The following is a 24,701-nucleotide window of genomic DNA, read 5'->3' as shown; positions in this document are numbered from 1 at the left end:
GGCGACCGGCGCGCCGCTCGCGTACAAATTGCGCTTATCGATCACCCGGCTCTAAGGCTGAAAATGCGACTGGCTTTCTCCACATTGATGTTCACTGCCGTAGCCCTGCTGCTGGGTTGCTCGGGGGTGAACGCCGCACCACAGCATGCGTTGACCGTTTATGGTGAAGCGCCGAAATACCCGGCCAGCTTCAGCCACTTCGCCTACACCAACCCCCAGGCGCCGAAAGGCGGAACGATGCGTCGCTCGGCCGTCGAGATCGGCCATTTCGATCACATCCTGCCTTATATAGACAAAGGCATCGGCGTCACCCAGATCGACGGCATGGTGTACTCGCCGCTGGCCCAGCGCTCGCTGGACGAACCCTACACCGTCTACGGCCTGGTGGCAGAGAAAATGGAGCGCTCGGATGATGGTCTGTCGCTGCGTTTCTTCATCAACCCAAAGGCTCGCTTCGCTGACGGCAAGCCGATCACCGCCGAAGACGTGCGCTACACCTACGATTTGCTGATGACCCAGGGCAGTCTGCGCTATCGCACCCAGTTCGCCGACGTCAAAGATGTTGAGGTCGAGGCGCCGCTGACGATCCGCTTCGACTTCAAGAGCAACGAAAACCGCACCCTGCCGCTGGACATCGCCACCCTGCCGGTCTTTCCCGAACACTGGTGGAAGACCCGCGATTTCGCCGGTGGCGGCGGTTACGAGGCGCCGCTGGGCAGCGGCCCGTATCGGGTCGGCAAGGTCGACTCCGGACGCAGCATCACCTTTGAACGCAATCCCGACTGGTGGGGCAAGGACCTGCCGGTGAGCCGTGGCCTGTACAACTTCGATCATTTCAGCATCGAATACTTCGGCGACACCGACGTCGCCCGCCAGGTGCTGCGCGGGGGGGCCTATGACTACAACCGCGAGTTCTCCGCCACGGGCTACTCCATCGGCTACGACAGCCCGGCCCTGAGCGACGGGCGCCTGCAAAAGGCGCACTTGGCCACCGAGGCGCCGCAATCGGCCCAGGGCTTTGTGTTCAACCTGCAAAAACCGATGTTCCAGGACCGCCGGGTACGACAGGCCCTGGCCATGCTCTGGGATTTCGAATGGAGCAACCGGCAGATGATGCGCAATATGTACATCCGCCAGCAGAGCTACTTTTCCAACAGTGATCTGGCCGCCAATGCAGTGCCGGATGCCGCCGAGCTGAAAATTCTCGAACCCCTGCGCGGGCGGGTTCCCGATGAAGTTTTCACCCAGGTGTTCGAAGCGCCGAAAACCGATGGCAGCGGGCTGATCCGCGACAAGCAGTTGCAGGCGCTGGAGTTGCTGGAGCAGGCCGGCTGGAAACCGGACGGCGACCAACTGGTCAACGCTCAGGGCGAGCCGTTGAGTTTCACCTTTCTGGTCAGCCAGAACGGCATGGATCGTCTGTTGCTGCCCTACAAGCGCACCCTGAAACAGATCGGCATCGACCTGAACATTCGCCGCATCGACTCCTCGCAGTACGTCAATCGCCTGATGAGCCGCGACTACGACATGATCGTCACCGGCTACCCGGTCACCACCTCGCCCGGCGGCGAACTGCTGAACTACTTTGGCTCGGCCTCGGCCAACGATCCCGGCGCCAACAACTACATGGTGCTGAAGAATCCAGCGGTCGACACCTTGATCAACGGCCTGATCCGCGCCTCGACCCAGCCCGACATGCTGCGTTACGCCCATGCGCTGGACCGGGTGCTGCAATGGAACTACTACTGGATTCCCAATTACTACCCGCCAGGCACCTCCACCGTCTGGTGGAACCGGTTCGGCATGCCCGCCGTACAAGCCAGCAATGACGAAGCGATCGAGAGCTGGTGGGAAATCAGCAGCACACCGCTGACCAACCAGCAGATGACGGCCGAGAAAATCAGCCGTGGCAGACCCGGAGGGCCGCATTGATGTGGGCTTACATACTGCGGCGCCTGCTGCTGATCATTCCGACGCTGGTGATCATCCTGCTGGTCAATTTCGTGATCATCCAGGCCGCGCCCGGCGGCCCGGTGGAACAGGCCATCGCCCATTTGCAGGGCATTGGCGGCGCCAGCGTCGGTGGCGGCTCCGGCGAAACCATGAGCGGAACCTCCCGCGCCAGCCGAGGCCTCGACCCGCAACTGATCAAGGACATCGAAAAACAGTACGGCTTCGACAAACCGGCCCACGAACGCCTGTGGCTGATGCTCAAGAATTACGCGCAGCTGGACTTCGGCAAGAGCTTCTTCCGTGGCGCGACGGTCACCGACCTGATCCTGCAGAAAATGCCGGTGACCATTTCCCTCGGGCTCTGGGCGACGCTGATTACCTACCTGGTGTCGATCCCGCTGGGCATCCGCAAGGCGGTACACCACGGCAGCCATTTCGATATCTGGAGCAGCACCGCGATCATCATCGGCTACGCGATGCCGGCGTTCCTGTTCGCGATGTTCCTGATCGTGGTGTTTGCCGGCGGCACGTCGCTGAACTGGTTCCCGGTGCGCGGACTGGTCTCGGACAACTTCGAATCGCTGTCGACCCTGGGCAAGATCGCCGACTATTTCTGGCATCTGGTATTGCCCGTCACGGCGCTGGTGATCGGCGGTTTCGCCACCCTCACCATCCTCACCAAGAACTCGTTCCTCAATGAAATCACGCGCCAGTACGTGGTCACCGCCAGGGCCAAGGGTCTGAGCGAGCGCCGGGTGCTGTACGGCCATGTATTCCGCAACGCGATGTTGCTGGTGGTGTCGGGGATTCCCCAGGCGTTCATCAGCGTGTTCTTCGCCGGTTCCCTGTTGATCGAGGTGATCTTCTCCCTCGATGGCCTCGGGCGCATGAGCTACGAAGCCGCCGTGTCCCGGGACTACCCGGTGGTGTTCGGCTCGCTGTTCATCTTCACCCTGTTCGGCCTGCTGATAAAACTGATCGGCGACCTGTGCTACACCCTCGTCGACCCGCGTATCGACTTCGCCGCGAGGAATGCCTGATGTTCAAGCTCTCGCCTCTGGGGCGTCGTCGTTTCCAGCGCTTCAAGAAAAACCGCCGGGGCTGGTGGTCGTTGTGGCTGTTTATCGGCCTGTTCCTGCTCACGCTCGGCGGTGAGCTGATCGCCAACGACAAACCGCTGATCGTCAGTTATCAGGGCCAATGGTATTTCCCGGTGTTCAAGCGTCACACCGAACAGGAGTTCGGCGGACAACTGCCGTTCCAGGCCGATTACCGCAGCGACTACGTGCAAAGCCTGATCCGCAAGGATGGCGGCTGGCTGCTGTTCCCGCCGATTCCGTTCAGTGATGACACGCCAAACTATGACCTCAACAAACCGGCGCCGAGCCCGCCATCGGCCGTCAACTGGCTGGGCACCGACGATCAGGCGCGAGACGTGTTGGCGCGGGTGATTTTCGGCGCGCGGGTGTCGATTCTGTTCGCCCTGATGCTGACCTTCGTCAGCGCGCTGATCGGTATCGCTGCCGGTGCGCTGCAAGGTTATTACGGCGGCTGGGTCGACCTGCTCGGTCAACGCCTGCTCGAGGTCTGGTCGGGATTGCCGGTGTTGTACCTGCTGATCATTCTCTCCGGGTTCGTCGAGCCGAATTTCTGGTGGCTGCTGGGAATCATGGCGCTGTTTTCCTGGCTGGCGCTGGTGGACGTGGTGCGGGCCGAGTTTCTGCGCGGGCGCAATCTGGAATACGTCAAAGCCGCACGGGCGTTGGGCCTGACCGACCGCAAGGTGATCTTCCGGCACATTCTGCCCAACGCGATGAACGCGACATTGAGTTATCTGCCGTTCATTCTGACCGGCGCGATTTCCACCCTCACGGCCCTCGATTTTCTCGGTTTCGGCATGCCGGCCGGCAGTGCGTCGCTGGGTGAGCTGATCGGCCAGGGCAAACAGAACCTGCAGGCGCCATGGCTGGGGCTGACGGCGTTCTTCACCCTGGCGCTGATTCTTTCTTTATTGGTATTCATCGGCGAAGCGTTGCGTGACGCCTTCGATCCACGTTCCTGAGGCGGAGGCCGACATGAGTGAAAACCTGATCGAAATCCGCGAACTGAGCGTCGCCTTCCACGGCCAGACCGTCGTGCGCGACCTGTGCCTGGACATCCGCCCCGGCGAGTGTCTGGCGCTGGTTGGCGAGTCGGGTTCGGGCAAATCGGTGACTGCCCACTCGATCCTGCAACTGCTTCCCGAAACCGAGGCCCTGACCACCGGCAGCATCCGCTATCGCGGTCAGGAACTGGTCGGCGCCGACGCCAAGACCCTGCGTGACCTGCGCGGCAACCGCATCGCCATGATCTTCCAGGAGCCGATGACCTCGCTCAATCCGCTGCACACCATCGAGAAGCAGATCGGTGAAACCCTGCTGTTGCACCGGGGCCTGGGTGGCAAGGCTGCGCAGCGACGCATTCTCGAACTGCTTGAGCTGGTGGGCATCCAGAAACCCCAGGAACGCCTCAAGGCCTACCCGCATCAACTGTCCGGTGGCCAGCGGCAACGGGTGATGATCGCCATGGCCCTGGCCTGCGAACCGGAACTGTTGATCGCCGACGAGCCGACCACCGCCCTCGATGTCACCGTGCAACGCAAGATTCTGCTGCTGCTCAAATCCCTGCAACAGCGCCTGGGCATGTCGCTGCTGCTGATCAGCCACGACCTCAATCTGGTGCGCAGCATCGCGCAACGGGTGTGCGTGATGAAGGCCGGGCAAATCGTCGAGCAGGCGCCGTGCGAAACCCTGTTTACCGCACCGCAGCATCCTTACAGCTGCGTGCTGCTCAACGCCGAGCCGGAAGGCGAAGCGCTGCCTCGGGACGAGCGCGAGAATGTGCTGGAAGTCGATGATCTGCGAGTCGACTTCCCGGTCGGCGGCGGCTTGTTCCAGCGCAAGAAATACCTGCGTGCGGTGGACGGCATCAGTCTGAATATCCAGCGCGGCAAGACGCTGGGCATCGTCGGCGAGTCGGGTTCCGGCAAGTCGACGCTGGGTCAGGCGATTCTGCGGCTGCTCGATTCCGAGGGCGGCATCCGCTTTCAGGGCGAAGCCCTCGATGGCCTCAACCAGAAGCAGCTGCGGCCATGGCGGCGGCAGATGCAGGTGGTGTTTCAGGACCCGTTCGGCAGCCTCAGCCCGAGAATGTCGGTGGCGCAGATCATCAGCGAAGGCATGGAGGTGCATTGCCAGACCAGCGCTGGCGAGTGCGACGCCGAGGTGATCCGGGTCCTCAAGGAAGTCGGTCTCGACCCGGAAAGCCGCCACCGCTACCCCCACGAGTTCTCCGGTGGCCAGCGCCAGCGCATCGCCATCGCCCGGGCACTGGTGCTGAAACCGGCGCTGATCCTGCTCGACGAACCGACCTCGGCACTGGATCGCACGGTGCAAAAGCAAGTCGTCGCCCTGCTCCGCCAGCTTCAGGAAAAACATGGCCTGACTTACCTTTTCATCAGCCACGACCTCGCCGTGGTGCGCGCGCTGGCCCATGACATGATCGTGATCAAGGACGGCAAAGTGGTCGAACGCGGCGCCAGTCACGACGTATTCGACTCGCCCCAGCATCCGTACACCAAAGAGCTGTTGGCAGCGGCACATCCGGGCTAGACCCTCCCAGACAACTAAAAACCTGGATTCCCCCGCCCATGAACACCACCGAAAACCTCAAGGACTACCAACGGGTTCGCACCCTGGCGATCCGCTCGCTGTTCGAGATCATCGAGCAATCGAGCGAGGGCACGGTGATCGTCGACCGCGACGCCAACATCGTCTGGATGAACGAGCGTTACGCCCGGCGTTTCGGCCTGGAGTCGGCGGCCGGCGCCATCGGCAAGCCCTGCGAAAGCGTGATCCCCGGCAGCCTGCTACGCGAAGTGGTACGCACCGGACGGCCGATCCTGCTGGACATGCAGGACACGCCCAAGGAGCCGCTGGTGGTGATGCGCCTGCCGATCCACGACAACGCGGGCGCGGTGATCGGCGCCATCGGCTTTGCCCTGTTCGACGAATTGCGCACGCTGTCGCCGATGCTCAAGCGTTACCTGAGCATGCAGGAAGAACTGGCCTCGACCCGCTCGCTGCTACGGGCGCGGCAGACCAAATACAATTTCGCGCACTTCATCGGCACCAGTGCCGCGAGCCTCGAAGTCAAACGCCGCGCCCGTCGCAGTGCCAGCGCCGATTCGCCGGTGCTGCTGCTCGGCGAGACCGGCTCCGGCAAGGAATTGCTGGCCCAGGCCATTCATGGTGCTTCGCCACGGGCGCACAAGGCTTTCGTCAGCATCAACAGCGCGGCGATTCCTGAAGCCCTGCTCGAAGCGGAGTTCTTCGGCACCGCCCCCGGCGCGTTCACCGGCGCCGACCGCAAGGGCCGCACCGGCAAATTGCAGATCGCCCAGGGCGGTACGCTGTTTCTCGACGAAATCGGCGACATGCCATTGCCGCTGCAAAGCAAGCTGCTGCGGGTGTTGCAGGAGAAGGAGTTCGAACCGGTCGGCTCCAACGAAGTGATCCAGAGTGATGTGCGGGTGATCGCGGCGACTTCGACGGATCTGCAGGCGGCAATCAAGCGCGGCGAGTTCCGCGCCGACCTGTATTACCGCCTCAACGTCCTGCCGATCCATGTCCCGCCCCTGCGCGAACGACTGGACGACCTGCCCGCCCTCAGCGAAGCGATCCTTGAGGAATTGCGCAGCCAGCATGAATTGAACCGCGAGGCGCTGGAACTGCTCGGGCAGCATGCCTGGCCGGGCAATATCCGCGAGCTGCGCAACGTGCTGGAGCGCGCGGCGTTGCTCAGCGATGACCTGATGCTCACCCAGGCTGACATCCGTGCGGCGATCGGGACTTTCACGCCGGTGGAGCGCCCCGCCGAACCCGTGCTAGAGCCGGTTACCGGGGAAACATTCAGCCAGGCCCGAGAGCGCTTCGACCGACAATTGATTCAGGCCACTCTGGCGCAATGCGGGGGGAAAGTGATCGAAGCGGCGGCGCGTCTGGGGCTGGGGCGCTCGACGCTGTACAAGAAAATGGTCGCCCTGGGAATTGCTGAGTCTCAATAAAGAGACTTGAGTCTCCGAATAAAGAAATATCAAAACTTCGCGGGCAAGCCCACTCCCATGGCTTGATCCGGGTCTTCCTTTGAGAGCGGGCTTGCCCGCGGAGAGGCCCTCAGCGCCAACAAAGTCTCAGAATAGAGACAAAACCCTCAAAGACCCTGCAGTAGAAACAACGAATTTCCTTATATTTCAATAACTTGAGCTTATGGCACAAATCTGGCTATAGCCTCTTCCTACAACGTTTCACCCCACAAAAATAACAATCGGAAGGAGCACTCAATGAGTGTGATCATCGCCCTGGCAGCGCTCGCGCTGCTGATGCTCGCCGCCTATCGTGGCTACAGCGTTATCCTCTTTGCCCCCATCGCCGCCCTCGGCGCTGTCCTGCTGACCGATCCTTCCGCCGTGGCGCCTGCGTTTACCGGGGTGTTCATGGAGAAAATGGTTGGCTTCATCAAACTGTACTTTCCGGTGTTCCTGCTCGGCGCGGTGTTCGGCAAGCTGATCGAGCTGTCGGGTTTCTCGCGCTCGATCGTTGCCGCCGCGATTCGCCTGCTTGGCACCCGTCAGGCGATGCTGGTGATCGTGCTGGTCTGCGCCTTGCTGACCTACGGCGGCGTATCGCTGTTCGTTGTGGTATTCGCGGTGTATCCGTTCGCTGCCGAAATGTTCCGCCAGAGCAACATTCCCAAGCGCCTGATCCCGGCGACCATCGCCCTCGGCGCGTTCTCCTTCACCATGGACGCCCTGCCCGGCACCCCGCAGATCCAGAACATCATTCCCAGCACGTTTTTCAACACCACCGCATGGGCCGCGCCATGGCTCGGCGTGATCGGCACGATTTTCGTGTTCTGCGCCGGGATGCTGTTCCTTCAGCGTCAGCGCAACAAGGCGCAGCGCGCGGGCGAAGGGTATGGCACCGAACTGCGCAACGAGCCGGAAACCGCTGCTGACCTGAAACTGCCGAACCCGTGGATCGCCCTTTCGCCGTTGCTGGCGGTGGGCATCATGAACCTGTTGTTCACCCAATGGATTCCGCAGTGGTACGGCAAGACCCACAGCCTCGCGCTGCCAGGCATGGCCACACCGGTCACCACTGAAATCGCCAAGCTCACGGCAATCTGGGCGGTGCAGGCAGCACTGTTGGTGGGCATCCTGATGGTGCTGGTGTTCGGCTTCCAGGCGATTCGCAGCAAGCTTGCCGAAGGCAGCAAAAGTGCGGTCAGCGGCGCGTTGCTGGCGGCGATGAACACCGCCTCGGAATACGGCTTCGGTGCGGTCATCGCCTCGCTGCCGGGGTTTCTGGTGCTGGCCGACTGGCTCAAGAGCATTCCCAATCCGCTGGTCAATGAAGCGATCACCGTCACCCTGCTGGCCGGCATCACCGGTTCGGCCTCGGGCGGCATGAGCATTGCCCTGGCGGCGATGTCCGAGCAATTCATCCACGCCGCCAACGCCGCGAACATTCCTCTGGAAGTCCTGCACCGGGTCGCCGCGATGGCCAGTGGCGGTATGGATACTCTGCCGCACAACGGCGCGGTGATCACCCTGCTGGCAGTCACCGGCCTGACTCACCGCGAGGCCTACAAGGACATTTTCTGTATTACGCTGATCAAGACCCTGGCGGTTTTCGTGGTGATCGGCACTTTCTACGCCACTGGCATTGTGTGAGGTATTCATGACGACTCTTTCGGGCAAGACCGCACTGGTCACCGGTTCCACCAGCGGCATCGGCCTGGGCATCGCGCTGACACTGGCAAAAGCCGGGGCCAACCTGATCCTCAACGGTTTCGGCGACGCGTCCAAAGTCATCGCCGAAGTCGCGCAGTTCGGTGGCAAGGTCGGCCACCATCCGGCCGACGTCAGCGACCCGGCGCAGATCGCCGACATGATCGCTTACGCCGAACGTGAGTTCGGCGGCGTGGACATTCTGGTCAACAACGCCGGGATTCAGCACGTGGCCGCAGTGGAAGAGTTTCCGGTGGAGCGCTGGGACTCGATCATCGCGATCAACCTGTCCTCGGTGTTCCACAGCACGCGCCTGAGCCTGCCGGGCATGCGCGACAAGGGTTGGGGGCGGATCGTCAACATTGCCTCGGTGCATGGCCAGGTCGGTTCGACCGGCAAGGCTGCCTACGTTGCGGCCAAGCATGGGGTGATCGGCCTGACCAAAGTGGTCGGCCTGGAAACCGCCACCAGCAACGTCACCTGCAACGCCATCTGCCCGGGCTGGGTGCTGACGCCGCTGGTGCAGAAACAGATCGATGATCGCGCAGCCAACGGCGTCGATCCGCAGCAGGCGCAACACGATCTGCTGGCCGAGAAGCAGCCGTCGCTGGAGTTCGTGACCCCGGCGCATCTGGGCGAACTGGTGCTGTTCCTGTGCAGCGAGGCCGGCAGCCAGGTGCGTGGCGCGGCGTGGAATATTGATGGTGGGTGGCTGGCCCAGTAATCCGGGTCGTGCTGCCCTCTGGTGGGAGTGGGCTTGCCCAGGACAGTCGCTCCCGCCAGGAATACTGCTTTCATGCATCAAACCGATAAGAAGAGGCAAACCATGTCCGACATCCTCTGGCAACCCGATGCCAACCGTATCGCCCGATCCCGCATGGACACCTTTCGGCGCTTCGTCAATGAACGGCATTCGCTGAATCTGACCGACTACGCGTCCCTGCACCAATGGAGTGTCGAGCAGCGTCCGGACTTCTGGCAGGCCATAGTCGATTTCTTCGACATCCAGTTTCACGCCCAACCCGAAGCCGTCCTGCGTGAAGGCGCGCAAATGCCCAGCGCCGAATGGTTTCCCGGCGCGACCCTGAACTTTGCCGAGCACCTGTTGCGTCGGCGTGACGACGCGATCGCGGTGATCGCCATCGCGGAAAATGGCCAGCGTGAACTGCTGACCTGGGCCGATCTGGCCCATCACGTCGCCGGACTCCAGGCCAGCCTGCAAGCGGCCGGCGTAGGTCTTGGTGACCGTGTGGCAGCGTGCATGCCCAACACCTGGCAAACCCTGGTGGCGATGCTCGCCACCACCAGTCTGGGCGCCGTCTGGTCGTGTTCGTCACCAGACTTCGGCACCCACGGGGTGATCGACCGCTTCGGCCAGATCGAGCCGAAAGTGCTGATTACCTGCGCCGGTTATCGTTACGCCGGCAAGGAGATCGACCAACGCACCAAGATCAACGAAATCCTCGAACAACTGCCGTCGCTGCAACAGTTGATCGTCGTGCCCTACGCCCAGCCGTCGACCAGCGTGGAGGACTATCACACCGAAGCCGACGTGGCGCTGTGGGACGAATTCTACCAGCCGGGCGGTGAGCCCCGTTTTGTCGCCGTACCCTTCAATCATCCGCTGTACGTGCTGTATTCCAGCGGCACCACCGGCGTGCCCAAGTGCATCGTCCACAGTGCTGGCGGCGCGTTGTTGCAGCACGCCAAGGAACACGGGCTGCACGTCGACCTGGGTCCCGGCGATCGCTTGTTCTACTACACCACGTGCGGCTGGATGATGTGGAACTGGCTGGTGTCGGCGCTGGCGGTGGGCAGCGCGGTGGTGCTGTACGACGGTTCGCCGTTTCACCCGGATAACCAGCGCCTGCTGGAGTTGCTCGAAGACGAGCGGGTCAGCGTGTTCGGCACCAGCCCGAAATTTCTCGCGACCCTGGAAAGCAGCGGCATCAAGCCCCGGCAAAGCCATGACCTGAGCAGCCTGAAAACCCTGCTCTGCACCGGCTCGGCTTTGTCGCCGCAGAGCTACGACTTCGTTTATCGCGACTTCAAGCCCGACGTTTGCCTGGCGTCGATGTCTGGCGGCACCGACATCATTTCCTGTTTCGTCAACGGCAACCCGATGTTGCCGGTGCGCCGTGGCGAAATGATGGGCAAGAGCCTGGGGATGGCGGTCGAGGTGTGGAACGACGCGGGCCAACCGGTGATCGGCGAGAAAGGTGAGCTGGTGTGTACCCGGCACTTTCCGGCCATGCCGATCGGTTTGTGGAACGATGCGGACGGCGAAAAACTGCGCAAATCCTATTTCAGTCTGTTCCCCGGCGTCTGGGCGCAGGGTGATTACGCCGAACAATTGCCCCACGGTGGCATGCTGATCCATGGGCGCTCCGACGCCGTCCTCAACCCCGGCGGCGTGCGCATCGGCACGGCGGAAATCTATCGTCAGGTGGAAAAAGTCCCGCAGGTGCTGGACAGCGTCGCCATCGGCCAGCAATGGCAGGACGACGTGCGTGTGGTGCTGTTCGTGCGCCTCAAGGACGGCGTGACGCTGGATCAGGCACTCGAACAGCAGATCCGCCAGGTGATCCGGGCCAACACCACGCCACGCCATGTGCCGGCGAAAATCGTTGCGGTCACCGACATCCCGCGCACCATCAGCGGCAAAGTGGTGGAGCTGGCGGTGCGCAACGTGGTGCATGGCGATCCGGTGAAAAACACCGACGCCCTGGCCAATCCCGAAGCGCTGGAGCAGTTTCGCGACCGGCCAGAGCTGGCGGACTGAACCGCGATGCCCGGCCACCAATGGCCGGGCATCGTGGTCAACCCAAGGCTCAAGCCTTGTTCAGTTTCACCAGCACCGGTTGCGTGATCGGGCCGTCGCCCTGCGCTTGAACAGCGGCCGTCATGACCGACATGTTCTCCAGATACGTTGCCTTGTCGGCATACAACTGGCCCAGCAGCGACGCCGTCAGTGCCAGGGAATCGGCGTTTTCAAAAGCCTTCGAGACCGCATGATAGCCAGCCTCGCGATCTTCATCGGAAACCGGCAGACAACCGCGCGCCAGATTCAGCAGCGGCGCGACATCCAGCACTTGCCCGGTCGCGCTCAGAGCGGTTTCTCGCGCGTAACTCACATCGACGGTACTCGCCGCGCCATGGAACATCTCGTGGATCAGGTCGTCGGCAATCACCTCATGATTGAAGCCACTCTTGACGAAATGCCGGTTCAGATTCTGTGAGTGGATCTCGATGAATGGCGTATCCGCTGCGCCGCTGTCTTTCCAGATCTTGTAAGCCGTCATGTCGAAGACCGCGAGGTTGTCGCTGTCCTTGTACGGGTCGAGGACGTAATTACTGAGCGAGCTGCCGGCAAAATCGGTGCGCACCGCTTTCAGGTATTTCAGCATGCGATCCAGCGCGTCCACCGGCGCCTTACCCAGCAACATCCGGAACACCAACGCCCGCTCGTTGGCGAAGTCACGGAGCGTCAGAGCGTGGATCGCATTCTCGATCTTCAGTTGCGCTCGCGGCAGGCTTCGGGAAATGAAATGGCGGGTGTAGCTCTCGGGCAGGGTCTTGAACGACTGGCTGCGCTGCGCCGGCCGCTGATAACTGAAGCCGCTGAGTTTCTGCCCCCACGGCCTGCCGCGTCGGTCCAGGGCATACCACTGGAAATCCTGGCGCGCGGCGACCACCGACAGCGTATCGCCCACAGCGCCCTGCGGTCGCCAGCTCCCCTGCCCGACCTTGACGTCCGCGCTCGCCCGTAGCGCGCTCTGCGACGCCTGCCCCGCCCGCGTCTTGCCCAACTGGGTTTTCGCCTGGGCAATCAGTTGCTGGGCCTGCTTGCCGAGCCGCAGCCCGCTCTTTTGCAGGAGTTTTGCGAAACCGCTCAACACCGCAGGCACGTCATCCAGCGGATTGAACAGGGAAAGGCTGGTGCCCACCATGACCGCCGCCACGCGCGCGCCCTTGGCGCCCAGTGATATCGACTTGCTCGAAATACTCGCAGTCTTGGCGGCGGCCCCGGCGAACGTGCCCACCAGCGCAATCGTGTCCATGGCACAGCCGTAGACGCCATCGATGACCCGGTTGTACTCGCCGGAACCAATGTCCTCGATGCATTTCTTGAACGGTACGGCCAGGTCCACCAGATACGTCGCAGTAAGCTCGCCCTTCTGTCGCTCGATTTCCAGGACGGTAGGCTGCAGGGCGATGGCTTCAAGTTCATCGAAAGTGACCAGCGAGCGCCACTTACCAATGAACTCCGCGAGCTGCACCACCTGCGGATCGGAGAAATTGCGATAGACGCTCTGCGCAAGCCGCGAGAACGCCGCCGGGGCCGGCAACACCGCGAGTTTCTCGATGATTGCCATGCTGCTGGTGGCTTCACCGATACCCTGGGTGTAACGCTTGAGATCGAGCGGCACGCGCTCCTTGGGCGTCGCCCGGCGCTGGGCCTTGAGGTCACCCTTGAACTCCATTCTGGAGGCGGCCTTCATCTTTCCACTGTCGACGATGAATTTGCCCAGTGCCGGGTTCAGCCGCACCTCGCCGCGCAAGGTGAACACTTCATAACAGATGAGTCGATCGCGGGAGGAAAAACACATCACCACGCCGTAACGCCCCGTCGCGGCATCCCGGCCCTCCTGGTTTTCCACTTTGTCATTGAGGGTGATCGGGCCTACCGGCGTCTTGCGAATGAACTCAGCCGTATCGCGCACGGTGAACAGGCTGATTTCGCTTTTCAGCAATGACTCCAGATCGGCTTTCGGCAATTGCGCAAGGGCCAGACGCAATTGAACGATCAAGGAACGGTCGAGCTTTTCCAGATACTCAGCCAGTTGGCGCCGAAACTCGAGGCTGACCGGCTTCAACTCAAGCAATCGAGGGAAGCGCTCATAAACACTCACGACCGAAGGATCGCGATTCGGGCGTGGCTGATGGGTGACGGAGCCGAGCAGATCCGTGGGGCGGTTGAACGGGTGTACATCGCGAAAGTCCCATTCCCCGCCAGCCAGGTCCCCCGACACGTGCAGATCGAGCATGGACATCGCGGTTGGCGAGGCATACAGCCCCGGTCGCTGGAACAGCAGCGCATCCTCGACAAAATCACAGCCCGGCGCGAGCCGCTGCAAAGCCGCGCGCGCAATGACTCTGCGATCGGGCAGCGGCGTGGCGAAGGCATGCGTGATACCGGCGTAGCTGTCGGTGTAGTGCTGATAGGCGGAAATCGCGCGCTCGGTGGCGGCTTTTTTGTCCTGCTGCAACTCTTCTGCGGTGATCACGGCGTTCATCAGCGCCCAGTCGACGATCGGGTCGATCAGCGCCAGTGCGTGCAATCGCTCCTGCGCCGGTGACACCGGTTCCAGCGCCGCGTAGGCCATGACTTGCGAATACGTCATGGCACTGGCGGCACCCCGGCTGGCGGCATCCACCAACGCGACCCCACGGCACAATGCGACCCAGTCGAGCGAGCCCATCAGCACGGAGGACGGTATTTGCCTGACCAGAAATTCCGGCGCGATATCGGCCAGCAACAGATGTGCCGCCAGCGGCTGGGCCGGCGACGACACCCACCGATTGTTCAGCAGATGGCTCTGCAGGCCTTCAAGGGCAATGAACGACGGTCGCTCGACGAAAGCCGGAGCATACAAGGCAAAGCTGCCGATGGCTTTTCGGTCGGTGTTTTTGCCAATGAACGGATTCAGATCCAGCAGAATCGCCGTCAGCAGGACCTGCCCCAAATCCTGCCCGGACAGGTTTTGCCCGGCCTCCACGCCATACCAGTTCAATAACTCGATGTATTTCCAGGCGTAGCCCTGCGACACCGGATGACGCAGCAACTTGCCAATCTGCTCGGCGGCATTGTCATGGGTGGCCGATGACAACCCGACCTGCTCGTACAGTACATCCAGCAGACGTTGGTCGGACGCAACCAGTTGCGCCGTTACTTGCCGAACCGCCTGATATTGCGCGGTCGTCAATACAACTTGCGAAGCATCATCGGCAACCAGTTGCGCCCAGTAATGACTCAACGAATCCGCCACCGGAATATCAAAGTCGAGAAAGTCGATGAGATTCTTTATTTGTACCGAATTTTTCGGAACATCCAGATCATGAAATGTCAGCCACTGTTCAACCGAAACGAAATCTTCATAGTGAATATATCCGCCCGCCTGTTTTGCTATATCTCCGATTCTCGCCTGTGAGTCGGCCAGTTCAGGGATGAAGCGGAATCTGTCCCGGTCTTCCACCACGCGCCAATCCAGAGTTTCCTGATCGAGCATTTCGATTTTCGCCTCCCCCGTGATTCGGATGTAATCGAGGGACTTGGGCTTGTGGTCGCGGATTGTTTCAAACACCAGCGTGTGCTTGAGCATCTGGTTCCAGATGACCCGACCGGGCATGAAGACTTCGTGCAGCGACGAGGTTTCCTGCAACTTCACTTCATAACCCTGCCAACTGACACTGTCCGCCCCCTCCTGCTCGACAAGGGCATCCTTCAGTTGCTGCAATATCTGTAACCGTTCGGCTATATCGGCCTGTTCCCGAGTGGATTGTTCCTGATGAGCGATTGAAGCTATTCGATAAAACCTGTTTGTTATTTCGGAGTACATAAAACCAACCTGTCAATTGAATTTGCCAAACTATTCAGCGGCGGCCAGATTACTTCCCAAAACCGAACTGGCCAGCAGAATTCAATGAGCTGGTTTTTCCATCAATTTGAAATAAACAAAACAACTAATCCATCAAGCCCCATTTACCGGAAGATGAATCCGGTACTGCATCGGTCTCGCCCGTCAGTTTCATGCGCAACTTCAGGTTATTGACCGAGTCGGCATGTTTCAGCGCTTCGTCTTCGCTGATGACGCCCTCGGCCACCAACTCGAACAACGCCGTATCAAAGGTCTTCATGCCCAACTGCGCGGACTTTTCCATGATGCCCTTGAGTTCGCCCAACTCATTGCGCCGGATCAGGTCACCGATGGTCGGCGTCCCGAGCATCACTTCCACTGCCGCACGCCGCTGACCATCGAGGGTCCGCACCAGGCGCTGCGAGACAATCGCCTTCAGATGATTGCCAAGCGCTTGCAGCAGTTGTGGCCGCCGCTCTTCGGGAAACAGATTGATGACCCGATCCAGGGCTTGATTGGCGTTGTTGGCGTGCAGGCTGGACAGCACCAGATGCCCGGTTTCGGCGAAGGCCAACGCATGCTCCATGGTTTCGCGGTCGCGGATCTCGCCGATCAGCACCACGTCCGGCGCCTGGCGCAGGGTGTTTTTCAGGGCGGCGTGGAAACTGCGGGTGTCCACCCCCACTTCCCGTTGATTGATGATCGATTTCTTGTGCCGGTGAATGTATTCCACCGGGTCTTCAATGGTGATGATGTGCCCGCTGCTATGGCGGTTGCGATGATCGATCAACGCCGCCAGCGAGGTCGATTTGCCGGAGTCGGTGGCGCCGACGAACAGGATCAGCCCCTGCTTGAGCATGACCGTCTCCAGCAGCACCGCCGGCAATTTGAGGTCTTCGAAACGTGGAATGTCGAGTTTGACGTTGCGAATCACCATCGACACATCGTTGCGCTGTTTGAAGATGTTCAGGCGGAAGCGACCGATGCCCGTACGCGAAATGGCCAGGTTCATTTCCAGATCCCGGTCGAACTCTCGGCGCTGCTCGGCGTCCATCAGGGAGTTTGCAATCGCGGCCACTTCGCCGGGTTTGAAGGGCCGCTCGCTCAAGGGTGTCAGCACGCCATCGATCCGCGCACAGGGCGGCGCACCGGTGGACAGGAACAGATCGGAGCCATGCTGGCTGGACAGGCGTACCAATAACGCATCGATTTCCATGGCAAAAAGCACCCACGAGGTTTTCAATGAACAGAATCGGCCCGGTGCAGTGACGCAATGGGCCATGCAGCGTCTACCGCCTTGTAACCATAGTAGACGCCGCCTCACCGACCGATGCCCAGGACTGACGTGATGAATGCTGTACCGATGACTGACGACGCCCAGGCGCTGATCGCCCGCACCGACTGGAGCCGCAGCCCGCTGGGCGCTGCCGGAACCTGGCCGCAAAGTCTGCGCACCGCCGTGGACATCGTGATTCACTCACCGATGCCGATGTTGCTGCTGTGGGGGCCGGAGCTGACGCAGATCTACAACAACGGCTTCGCCCTGCTGGCTGGCAACAAGCATCCGCACGCTTTCGGACAACCTGCGCACCAGATATGGCCGGAACTTCGAGACTTTACCGACCCGATTTACAGCGCCGTCCTACAAGGCCAGGTGCGCACCTACAGCGAACGGCGCTTCACCCTGCAACGGGACGGCAAGGATTCCGACTTCTGGCTGGACCTGACCTACAGCCCGATCCGTGATGAAAGCGCCCGGGTCGCGGGGATTCTGGTCACTGCCATTGAAACCAACGAACGCCGACGCATCGCCCTTGAGCTGCAACAGCGTTCCGAGGAAAGCCTCAAGGCCCAGCAGCAGACCGAGGAACGCCTGCAACTGGCCCTGGCGGCCACCGATGCCGTCGGCACCTGGGACTGGGACATCGGCGAAGACCGCTTTATCGCCGACGCTCATTTTGCCCAGTTGCACGGCGTCGACCCGGCGCTGTCCAGGCAACTGCCCATCAGTGAATACCTGCATGGCGTGCACCCCGAGGATCGCGCGTTCATTGCCCGCAGCATCCGCCACTGCATCACCCACGGCACCGAGTATGCCGAGGAGTATCGGCTGTTGCAGGCCAACGGCGAGCTGCGCTGGGTATTCGCGCGCGGGCGCTGCTACAAGGATCATCACGGTCGTCCCATGCGTTTTCTCGGCGCGGCGCTGGACCTGACCGAGCGCAAACACACCGAGCAGGCGCTGCGCCAGAGTCAGACCGAGTTGCAGTTGATCATTAACGCGATGCCGATTCTGATCAGCTACGTCGACCACGAACAACGCTTTCGCCTGAACAACGCTGCCTACCTCGACTGGTACGGCCTGACACCGCAAGAACTGTACGGCCGGACCATTCGCGAAGTGCTCGGCGATGAAGGCTACTTCCAGCGCGCGCCCTTCATCGACGAAGCGCTCGCCGGCCGCCCTTGCTCGTTCACGCTGTACACGACCCATCGCGATGGCAGTCAGCGCCACGCCTTGATGAACTACCTGCCGCGCCTCGGCCCGGACGGTGCGGTGAACGGTTTCTACATCTTCGTGATCGACGAAACCGAGCGCAAAAAGACCGAAGAAGCGCTGCGCAACCTCAATGAAACGCTGGAAGAACGGGTCAGCGCCCGCACTGAACAACTGGCCCAGGCCAACCAGCGTCTGCAGAACGAGATGTTCGAACGCGAACGCGCCGAAGACGCCCTGCGCCACGCGCAGAAAATGGAAGCGGTCGGCCAGCTCACCGGCGGCATCGCCCACGACTTCAACAACATGCTCACCGGGATCATCGGCAGCCTGGATCTGATGCAGCGTTACATCGACAGCGGCCGCACCGATGAAATCGGCCGTTTCACCGAAGCGGCGGTGTCTTCAGCCAACCGCGCGGCCGCCCTGACCCACCGTCTGCTGGCGTTCTCCCGTCGTCAGTCGCTGGACCGCAAGACCCTGAACGTCAACGAACTGATTCATTCCCTGGAAGACCTGATTCGCCGCACCAAGGGCGATCCGATCGAACTCAGCCTGCGCCTGGCCGAGGATCTGTGGCCGGTCAGCACCGATGTCAGCCAACTGGAAAACGCCCTGCTCAATCTGGTCATCAACGCCCGCGACGCGATGCCCGACGGTGGCGAACTGCTGATCGAAACCGCCAACGTCTACCTCGACGGCAACGACATCACCACCCTGGAACCGGTCAAGGCCGGCGACTACCTGATGCTCGCGGTCAGCGACAACGGCACCGGCATGACGCCCTCGGTGCGCTCCAAAGCGTTCGACCCGTTCTTCACCACCAAACCCATCGGCCAGGGCACCGGGCTCGGGTTGTCGATGATTTACGGTTTCGCCCAGCAGTCCGGCGGGCATGTCAGCCTCGACAGCCTGCCCGGTCAGGGCACTTGCGTGCGTTTGTATCTGCCGCGCCTGCAATCACTGGAAACGCATTACGCGCAGGAAGAACCGCGCAGCGAAGCGCCCACCGCCGCTGCCGGGGAAACCGTGGTGGTGGTCGAGGACGATCCGGCGGTGCGCATGCTGGTGGTCGATCTGCTCAAGGAACTGGGCTACCGCGCCCATGAAGCCGAAGACGCAAAAAGCGCCCTGCCGTTGCTGGAATCGGACATGCGCGTGGACCTGTTGGTGACCGATGTCGGTCTGCCGGGGATGAACGGCCGCCAACTGGCCGAGATTGCCCGGCAGCACCGGCCACGGCTCAAAGTGTTGTTCATGACCGGTTACGCGCAGAACGCCGCCGAACGCCAGGGCTTTCTCGAGGACGGCATGGACATGGTCGCCAAGCCGTTTTCCATTGATCTGCTGGCCGGCAAGATCCGCACGATGATCAGCCAAACGCCTTGAGTTGAGGCATAATCCGCGCCCCGCCGTCACCCCGCTATCAGGTATTGCACGATGAAAGCCCAAGCCCGCCACATTCTGGTGAAAACCGCCGAAGAGGCCGAACAACTCAAGCAACGCATCGCCAAGGGTGAGGCGTTCGATGTGCTGGCGAAAAAATACTCGACCTGCCCGTCCGGCAAACGCGGTGGTGATCTGGGTGAGGTGCGGCCAGGACAGATGGTTGGTGCAATCGACGCAGTGATCTTCAAGAAACCGCTGCGCACCGTACATGGACCGATCAAAAGCAAGTTCGGTTATCACCTGGTGCAGGTGTTTTTCCGCGACTGAGTGGTTGCCTTGCAGGCCTCTTCGCGGGCGAGCCCGCTCCCACAGGTGCTGTGCCGGGCACAACAGTGTGGGAGCGGGCCATCCAGCGCTTATCTGGGAATCAACGCCCCCGGCACCTGAATCACCCGGCTCGCCAAGCGATGCCCCGCCTCGGCGGCCTCGGCAGGACTGCCACCCATCAGGCGATTCGCCAGATACGCCGCACTGAACGAATCCCCTGCCGCCGTGGTGTCGACAACCTTCTCGACCTTCTGCGCCGGCACCGCAAAATGCTCCCCGTCGCAGTGAATCAGGCACGCCTCGGCGCCACGCTTGAGCACCACTTCCGGCGTGCCGATTTGCGCGTACGCCTCGAACACTGCGTCACAATCGGCAAAACCGAACAACGCCTGTTCGTCATCCACCGTCAGCAACGCCAGGTCGACATGCGGCAACACGCTGCGATACGCAGCCTGCGCGTCTTCCCGCGAAGCCCACAGTCGTGGCCGGTAGTTGTTGTCGAAGACAATCCGCGCATCGCGCTGGCGCGCGTCGATCAAGACTTCGATCAACTTCTCCCGTCCCAACGCGCCGAGTACCGCCAGGGTGATTCCGCTGAAATACAGCACGTCGTAATCCGGCAAGGCCGCCAGAATCGGCGCGGCGGCCGGCGTGGTGAAGCAGTCGCGCACGGCGGCCTCGTTGCGCCAGTAGAGAAAACGCCGCTCACCGGCGGCGTCAGTCTGGATGCAATACAGGCCCGGCAAGCGGCCCGGCAGGCGCTGGACTTGCTCGAGGCCGATATTTTCAGCGGCCCAGATCTGGCACATCGCATCGCTGAAACTGTCATCGCCCAACGCGGTGACGTAATCGACCCGGGCCTTGTCGCCCATGGCGCGGGACAGATAGACCGCCGCGTTGAGGGTGTCGCCGCCGAAGCTCTGTTGCAGGCTGCCGTCGGCGCGCTGCTGAAGTTCGATCATGCATTCGCCGATCAGGGCGATGCGCGGGGTGTTCGGGCCTAGAGGGCTGAGCGTGTTCATCAGAAACAGGTTTCCATCGATTCGATCACCGACAACTGTTCATCCACCAGCAACCCGACCCGCCACTTGTCGAACGTCAGGCATGGGTGCGAGGTGCCGAACGAAATGATGTCACCCACGCGCAATTCGACACCCGGCGCCACGGTCATGAACGCATGTTGATCCATCACCGCGGTCACCTTGCACGCACCGACATCATCGCCCACCGCCGGCAGCACGCCGGCCTTGTAGCGCAGCAGCGGCACCGGCAGACCGGCATCGAACGCCACGTCGCGCTTGCCCAGGGCGATCACCGCGAAACCCGGCTCCGGCAGCGACTGCACGTGCGCCCAGACTTCCAGCGCCGGGCGCAGTCCTTCGTGCAAATCACTGCGTCGGTCGAGCACGCAGCATTGCGCTTCTTTGTAAATGCCGTGGTCGTGGGCCACGTAACTGCCGGGCCGCAGCACGCTGAGGAAGCGTCCGCCGGCATTCTGTGCCTCGAACGACTCGGCGATCAGGTCGTACCAGGCCGAACCCGACGCCGTGATGATCGGTTTCGCGATGGCGAACGCGCCGCTGTCCTGCAACTGCACCGCCAACCGCACCAGCGACGCGGCGAACTCACGAATGCCACTGACCGCGTGATCGCCGTGGATCACCCCTTCGTAACCTTCGATGCCGGTAAGCGCCAGCGCCGGTTGGGCGCCGATGGCCTTCGCCAGTTCGATGACTTCCTGCTCGCTGCGGCAACCGCAACGGCCGCCGACCACGCCGTACTCGATCATCACGTTCAGACGCACGCCGCGCGAGGCGAAGTAGGCGCCCAGGTCGGCGACGTTGTCCGGGTGATCGACCATGCAATAGAAGTCGAAAGCCGGATCGGCCAGCAGATCGGCAATCAGCGCCATGTTCGGCGTGCCGACCAACTGGTTCGCCATCAGCACCCGGCGCACGCCGTGGGCGTAAGCCGCGCGGGTCTGGGTCGCGCTGGCGAGGGTGATGCCCCAGGCACCGGCGTCGAGCTGACGGCGAAACAGCGCCGGGGTCATGCTGGTCTTGCCGTGGGGCGCGAGCTGCGCGCCGCTGTCGCTGACGAATTTCTGCATCCAGCGGATGTTGTGCTCCAGCGCCTCACGGTGCAGCACCAGCGCCGGCAGACTGATGTCGCGCACCAGTTGTGCGCCGATGGCGGCGTCGCCCTTTTCCACGGCAGCAGTGTTGTTGGCAGTCGTCATGGTCGAACTCCTCGCATTCGCGTCCGCTGGCGGTCGCGTTTATTCGTTGATCCGCCGGGCGAGGCTGTTGGCGCTCTCGATCAAGACCCGGCGGTAGTCGTTGTAATTGTTCTTCGCATCGGCGCGCGGTGCGACGATGCACAGGGTACAAATGGCAATGCCGCCGGGGTCTTTGACCGGCGCGGCGAAGCAATGGGTGAAGGTGTCGGCGACGCTGTCGAAGGAGAAGAAACCGTCGAGCCCGGCCTGACGGATTTCCTTGAGAAACGTCTCCATCGGCAAGCGTTCGCCGTCGGGCAGGATGAAATCGTCGGGGTCGATCAGGTCGCTGATCTGCTGGTCGCTCAGGTGCGCCAGCAACAGGCGTCCGGACGCGGTCCAGGGGATCGGCGCATTCTCGCCGATGTCAGAAGAAATACGGAAATGCCGCTCCCCTTCCTTCATCAGCGCCACCGTGTATTTGCGCCCGTTGAGCAGGCACATCTGCGCGGTTTCCCGGGTCTGGCTGACGATTTCCTGCAAGGCGTGATCGGCCTCGCGACTGAGATCGAAATGCCGCAGGTGCGCCTGTCCGAGGAAGTAGAGCTGGCGACCGAGATAGACGTGACCCTCCTTGCCCACCGGTTCGAGAATCCGTCGTTCGAGCAACGAGGCGACCAGTTCGTAGACCGTGGATTTCGGGCTGCCGATGCCGTTGGCGATGTCGTTCGGGCGCAATGGCTGGCCGATTTCCTTGAGAAAATCGAGGATGTCGAACGCCCGGTCCAGACCGCGTGCCCGGCGCTTGATGGTGTCTTCGGTCATGTCATTGGATTCCCATTCAAAGTGCCGGGATGGTAACTGGCCCTTGGCGTTGTGTCAGTTGGGTCGCAGCCCTCACCCCTCGCCCAAACCAGTCCCCTCTCCCTCGGGAGAGGGTCAGGGTGAGGGGCTACGCCCGGTCAGCCGACGCCGCGCTCAAGCCTTCTTCTTGTATGCAATGCAATCAATCTCGACCTTGCAGTCGACCATCATGCTCGCCTGCACACAGGCCCGGGCCGGTGCATGCTCAGGCTTGAAGTACTCGCCAAACACCTTGTTGAAGCTGCTGAAATCCCGTGGATCGTCCAGCCACACCCCGGCCCGCACCACATCTTCCAGGCCATAACCGGCCTCTTCGAGAATCGCGATCAGGTTCTTCATGGTCTGGTGAGTCTGCTCGACGATGCCGCCAACAATGATCTCGCCATCCACCGCCGGCACCTGGCCGGAAACGTGCAGCCAGCCATCGGCTTCAACTGCGCGCGCGAATGGACGTGGCTGGCCGCCGGCGGCGGTGCTGCCGGTGCCGTATCGAGTAATGCTCATGGATGTTTCTCCTGATTGAAAAAGTGAAAAGTCAGAACCGCGTGCTTTTGAGAAACTCAGCCAGACGCGGCGATTGCGGGCGTTCGAACAGTTCCTTGGGAGGTCCCTGCTCTTCGATACGCCCCTGATTCATGAAAACGATCTTGTCCGAGACCTCGAAGGCAAAACGCATTTCGTGGGTCACCAGCAACATGGTCATGCCGTCCTCGGCCAGGCCCTTGATCACGTTCAGCACCTCGCCGACCAGCTCCGGGTCAAGGGCCGAGGTGACTTCGTCGAACAGCATCAGGCTCGGGTTCATCGCAATGGCCCGGGCAATCGCCACGCGCTGCTGCTGGCCGCCGGACAACTGACCGGGAAAGTGATCACGCCGCGTCAACAGGCCTACCCGCTCCAGCCACTTTTCGGCCAGCGCAACGGCCTCGTCCTTGTGCATCTTCTTCACCTTTAACAAGCCGAGGGTGACGTTCTGCAACGCGGTGAGGTGCGGAAACAGGTTGAATTGCTGGAATGCCATGCCGGTCATCGCGCGATGGCGGGCGATGACTTTTTCCGCGTGACGCACGCGTTTGCCGTTGAGTTCGTCATAGCCGATGGATTCGCCGTCGAGCAGGATCTGCCCGCCCTGGAACTCTTCGAGCATGTTCACGCAACGCAGCAGCGTGGTCTTGCCCGAACCGCTGGAGCCGATCAGCGTCACCACATTGCCGCGCTGCATGCTCAGGTCGACACCCTTGAGCACTTCCACCGCGCCGTATTGTTTGTGCAGGCCACGGATGTCCAGCAGCGGTTGAGTCTGTGAAGCAACTTGAGCTTGAGTCATGGCAAGGCCACCCGCTTTTCAATGTGCCGGCCGAGTAATTCGATGCCGTAGTTGATGACGAAGAACAGAAAACCGGCGAACAGATAGAACTCCAGGGTCATGAACGTCCGCGCGATGATCTGCTGGGTGCTGAGCAGCAGTTCGGCCACACCGATCACCGAGAGCAGCGTCGACGCCTTGACGATTTCGGTGGACGAGTTGACCCAGGTCGGCAGGATTTGCCGCAACGCCTGGGGCAACAGCACATAGCCGAGGGACTGATAAAACGTCAGGCCGATGGCCTTGCTCGCTTCCATCTGCCCGCGAGGCAAGGCCTGCAACGCACCGCGCACGATCTCAGCCACGTGGGAGCCGCAGAACAGCGTCAGGCCCAGGGCGCCGGCCTGAAACGCGCTGATCTGCCAGCCCAGCGCCGGCGCCATGTAGAAGCAGGCCAGCACCAGCACGAACACGGGCGTGCCGCGAATCAGGTCAACGTAAAAGCGGAACGGCGCGCGCATCCAGAACTTGCCGTAGGTCAGCACCAGGCCGGCGAACACACCGACCAGCGTGCCGAACAGAATCGCCAGCGCCGACACCTGCACGCTGGTCAGAAAGCCTTGCCACAAGGCTTCGCGGGCGATCCACAACTCATGCAACCAACTGGGGGATTCGTACAT

At 61.7% G+C, this 24,701-nt stretch carries 18 protein-coding genes; 10 read left to right on the top strand and 8 right to left on the bottom strand.

Translation table 11 applies throughout. From position 1 onward, the window contains the following. Nucleotides 1-63 precede the first annotated feature (63 nt). From N8H74_RS04715 to N8H74_RS04680, 8 genes are all read left to right on the top strand, one after another. Nucleotides 64-1,932 carry an extracellular solute-binding protein gene (locus N8H74_RS04715; RefSeq protein ID WP_262146430.1) on the top strand — a complete coding sequence of 623 codons (1,869 nt, stop codon included), beginning with the start codon at nt 64-66 and terminating at the stop codon, nt 1,930-1,932. Then, complete coding sequence (locus N8H74_RS04710; RefSeq protein ID WP_217829785.1) at nt 1,932-2,993, top strand: microcin C ABC transporter permease YejB; 1,062 nt, start codon at nt 1,932-1,934, stop codon at nt 2,991-2,993. The genes N8H74_RS04715 and N8H74_RS04710 overlap by 1 nt, the downstream gene beginning before the upstream one ends. Continuing rightward, nucleotides 2,993-4,015, top strand: a complete 1,023-nt coding sequence (locus N8H74_RS04705; protein WP_217829784.1) for an ABC transporter permease — start codon at nt 2,993-2,995, stop codon at nt 4,013-4,015. Before N8H74_RS04710 ends, N8H74_RS04705 begins: the two co-directional genes overlap by 1 nt. A 13-nt stretch (nt 4,016-4,028) precedes the next feature. Further along, nucleotides 4,029-5,603: an ABC transporter ATP-binding protein gene (locus tag N8H74_RS04700; RefSeq protein WP_262146429.1), complete on the top strand. Its 1,575-nt coding sequence runs from the start codon at nt 4,029-4,031 to the stop codon at nt 5,601-5,603. A 38-nt stretch (nt 5,604-5,641) separates the two neighbouring features. Next, nucleotides 5,642-7,057 (top strand): sigma 54-interacting transcriptional regulator, encoded by a 1,416-nt coding sequence (locus N8H74_RS04695; RefSeq protein WP_217829782.1) that lies wholly within the window; start codon nt 5,642-5,644, stop codon nt 7,055-7,057. 276 nt (nt 7,058-7,333) lie between these two features. Further along, on the top strand, nt 7,334-8,725 hold the full coding sequence (locus tag N8H74_RS04690) for a GntP family permease (RefSeq protein WP_262146428.1): 1,392 nt from the start codon (nt 7,334-7,336) through the stop codon (nt 8,723-8,725). 7 nt (nt 8,726-8,732) lie between these two features. Continuing rightward, nucleotides 8,733-9,506 carry a 3-hydroxybutyrate dehydrogenase gene (gene hbdH / locus N8H74_RS04685; protein ID WP_217829780.1) on the top strand — a complete coding sequence of 258 codons (774 nt, stop codon included), beginning with the start codon at nt 8,733-8,735 and terminating at the stop codon, nt 9,504-9,506. 102 nt (nt 9,507-9,608) lie between these two features. Beyond that, on the top strand, nt 9,609-11,564 hold the full coding sequence (locus tag N8H74_RS04680) for an acetoacetate--CoA ligase (protein WP_262146427.1): 1,956 nt from the start codon (nt 9,609-9,611) through the stop codon (nt 11,562-11,564). A gap of 49 nt (nt 11,565-11,613) precedes the next feature. Here N8H74_RS04680 and N8H74_RS04675 read toward each other — a convergent pair whose 3' ends face one another. After that, on the bottom strand, nt 11,614-15,300 hold the full coding sequence (locus N8H74_RS04675; RefSeq protein ID WP_262146426.1) for a hypothetical protein: 3,687 nt from the start codon (nt 15,298-15,300) through the stop codon (nt 11,614-11,616). Between the two features lie 226 nt (nt 15,301-15,526). Continuing rightward, nucleotides 15,527-16,636 (bottom strand): PilT/PilU family type 4a pilus ATPase, encoded by a 1,110-nt coding sequence (locus N8H74_RS04670; protein ID WP_262146425.1) that lies wholly within the window; start codon nt 16,634-16,636, stop codon nt 15,527-15,529. A gap of 132 nt (nt 16,637-16,768) precedes the next feature. On the opposite strand from N8H74_RS04670, the gene N8H74_RS04665 reads away from it, so the two are divergent. Continuing rightward, a complete protein-coding gene (locus N8H74_RS04665) occupies nt 16,769-19,306 on the top strand; it encodes a PAS domain-containing protein (protein ID WP_217829776.1) in 2,538 nt (845 codons plus the stop codon). Nucleotides 19,307-19,357: 51 nt separating this feature from the next. Then, a complete protein-coding gene (locus N8H74_RS04660; protein ID WP_003225447.1) occupies nt 19,358-19,633 on the top strand; it encodes a peptidylprolyl isomerase in 276 nt (91 codons plus the stop codon). Nucleotides 19,634-19,722: 89 nt separating this feature from the next. Here the strand turns inward: N8H74_RS04660 and N8H74_RS04655 are convergent, their stop codons facing one another. From N8H74_RS04655 to N8H74_RS04630, 6 genes are all read right to left on the bottom strand, one after another. Then, nucleotides 19,723-20,655 (bottom strand): sugar kinase, encoded by a 933-nt coding sequence (locus tag N8H74_RS04655; RefSeq protein WP_262146424.1) that lies wholly within the window; start codon nt 20,653-20,655, stop codon nt 19,723-19,725. After that, nucleotides 20,655-21,872, bottom strand: coding sequence for an amino acid deaminase (locus N8H74_RS04650; protein ID WP_262146423.1), 1,218 nt, complete (start codon nt 21,870-21,872; stop codon nt 20,655-20,657). Before N8H74_RS04650 ends, N8H74_RS04655 begins: the two co-directional genes overlap by 1 nt. A 39-nt stretch (nt 21,873-21,911) precedes the next feature. Then, nucleotides 21,912-22,676 carry an IclR family transcriptional regulator gene (locus N8H74_RS04645; RefSeq protein WP_217829773.1) on the bottom strand — a complete coding sequence of 255 codons (765 nt, stop codon included), beginning with the start codon at nt 22,674-22,676 and terminating at the stop codon, nt 21,912-21,914. 153 nt (nt 22,677-22,829) lie between these two features. After that, a complete protein-coding gene (locus N8H74_RS04640) occupies nt 22,830-23,219 on the bottom strand; it encodes a RidA family protein (RefSeq protein ID WP_007912330.1) in 390 nt (129 codons plus the stop codon). Between the two features lie 31 nt (nt 23,220-23,250). Continuing rightward, on the bottom strand, nt 23,251-24,042 hold the full coding sequence (locus tag N8H74_RS04635; RefSeq protein WP_217829771.1) for an amino acid ABC transporter ATP-binding protein: 792 nt from the start codon (nt 24,040-24,042) through the stop codon (nt 23,251-23,253). Further along, nucleotides 24,039-24,701 (bottom strand): amino acid ABC transporter permease, encoded by a 663-nt coding sequence (locus N8H74_RS04630; protein ID WP_217829770.1) that lies wholly within the window; start codon nt 24,699-24,701, stop codon nt 24,039-24,041. The genes N8H74_RS04635 and N8H74_RS04630 overlap by 4 nt, the downstream gene beginning before the upstream one ends.

The sequence above is a fragment of the Pseudomonas sp. B2M1-30 genome (genome assembly GCF_025447575.1).
GTDB classification, from domain to species: Bacteria; Pseudomonadota; Gammaproteobacteria; order Pseudomonadales; family Pseudomonadaceae; genus Aquipseudomonas; species Aquipseudomonas botevensis.
Note: the sequence above shows the minus strand (reverse complement) of the source record. Positions and strands in the feature narration are given on the sequence as shown.